The sequence below is a fragment of the Chromohalobacter sp. 296-RDG genome (genome assembly GCF_029889885.1).
GTDB lineage: Bacteria > Pseudomonadota > Gammaproteobacteria > Pseudomonadales > Halomonadaceae > Chromohalobacter.
In genome coordinates this window covers 1-1,845 of sequence record NZ_JARANY010000165.1, presented here as the reverse complement: position 1 = coordinate 1,845, position 1,845 = coordinate 1, and the positions used below count along the sequence as shown (strand labels likewise).

At 51.1% G+C, this 1,845-nt stretch carries 2 protein-coding genes; both read left to right on the top strand.

What is annotated here, in order from left to right; all coding sequences use genetic code 11:
* Positions 1-86: 86 nt before the first annotated feature.
* Positions 87-332: a M48 family metallopeptidase gene (locus OP495_RS17495; protein ID WP_280571037.1), complete on the top strand. Its 246-nt coding sequence runs from the start codon at positions 87-89 to the stop codon at positions 330-332.
* 1,038 nt (positions 333-1,370) lie between these two features.
* Positions 1,371-1,845 (top strand): hypothetical protein (locus OP495_RS17490; protein ID WP_280571035.1); only part of this gene is annotated, 475 nt, incomplete at its 3' end.

Genomic DNA, 1,845 nt, shown 5'->3' with positions numbered 1-1,845 from the left:
ATCCGCTGGTACAGCACCCGTGCTAGCGACTGGCTCACCACCAGGTCAAGGCGCATGCCCGTCGTATGGGACTGGAACCCGCTGGCGTGAAAGTCCAGGACCTCGGTTACCGCTGGGGCTCCTGCGGCAAGGGCCATCAGCTCTACTTCCATTGGAAGACCATTTTATTGCCGCGCCACATTGCCGAGTACGTGATCGTTCACGAGCTCGTCCACCTGCACGAGCCCCACCACACTCCGGCCTTCTGGCGCCGCCTGGAACGCGCCATGCCGGACTATGAGCAGCGCAAAGGCTGGCTCGCGAGGCATGGAATCGAGGTGGAGGGGGTTTAGGGTTCTGTAAACCACAACCCAAGGCTACAGGTTTGCTGAGTGAGCTGGTATCTGTAGTGGTCAAGCATGTTTAACCATTAACAGCCAGCTTCCAAAAATAATGATGACGTGAATAGCCGGTGCTGCCTAAAAGGGCAGCACCGGCTTTATATCGTGACTCGCCGTCACAGAACTCCCCGTTGCGTGAAGGACTCACACCCCTCGCTCCCTCCATATGTGATCTGCTCTTTCGCCATCTTTCCCTCTCTGTAGCCAAAAGGGGATTTCTAGAATGTGACGAAGTGGACATTACTGCTTTGGGGCAACATCGCCTAATTAAGGCATGACAGCAATACCTCTCTCAGGTAATGTCAATCCAAGTGTTATGGACGCTACTATGCTTGGGGATGAGTAATGCCAGCTTGCTCTTCGAATGTGTCCACGACGCAGCCAGGCAAGCACTGGAGCCGGCATCCAAGAGCGCCTGACGACCTGCTGTCGTGCCTTGGTAGCGATTTCCTGCTGCTCGTGCACGGCGCGACGTGTACTGGGCATCGTCGGCTACGCCTGGCTACTGATTAGCGACTACCTGCGCTACGAAAAGGAGTTGATCAAGCCGCAGGATATGAAGGATGTGGGGAGCTTGGCTGTTTCAGCGTATAAGTGCTGTATCAATCTCCTGCTGCTATTCGCATCAATACTTGATGCGCCGCCAGCCTCTATGGGCGAGTTGGCTGGCCTGGCTGAGAATAAGTAGGTCTAAAAATACGATGAATATCTGCCAGGGGATTCTTCTTTGCAGCGAGTTCGCCGCACGCATGCTCGGCCTGGACGGGGCTCTACAGGCGATGTGTGCCATGGCCGTCACGTATGACTAAGAAGCTACCTTCGCAAAGCAGTCTCACAGGCGAGAATAATGAGGCGGCTATCGACCCTGAGCAGACATGCAGGCAAAAGTGGCATGCTGGTTCAACCTTGTTATGCAGCCGGGACCCGACAGCTAGGGAAGAGGCCACATGATGTGACGAAGAGCCAATATTTCAGTAAAAGGAAGTTGCAGTGTTAGAAAGAATTCAAAAAATAGAAAACGTCGGTAACTACAGTCGAGCACTTGCTGGTGGCTTACTCCTTGGTCGCGTGAGTGTAATCTATGGTGAAAATAGAAATGGTAAGAGCACTCTTTGCGACATTCTTTACTCACTATCACTCAATGACCCTCAGTTAGTCCTTGATAGAAAATCAGTAGTTCAAGGTCAAGAGCCAGACGCTATCAATCCACAAATTGAGCTAAAGTTCTCCGATAGGCAGCAAGCCGTTAAGTTCAGAAGTTCTGAATGGGACTCCCAGCCAACTAAAGAATCCAATCTATATATCTTCGACCAGGGATTTATTCATCGAAATGTAATGGCTGGAACAAAGTACAGTCGTGAGAATTCAACTAACGTTTCAGGGTTTATCTTAGGTGAGAGCATAGCTGCTTTTGATGCCCTTGAAGTTCGCAATCAACAACTAAGAATTGATAGGAAAACGTTAA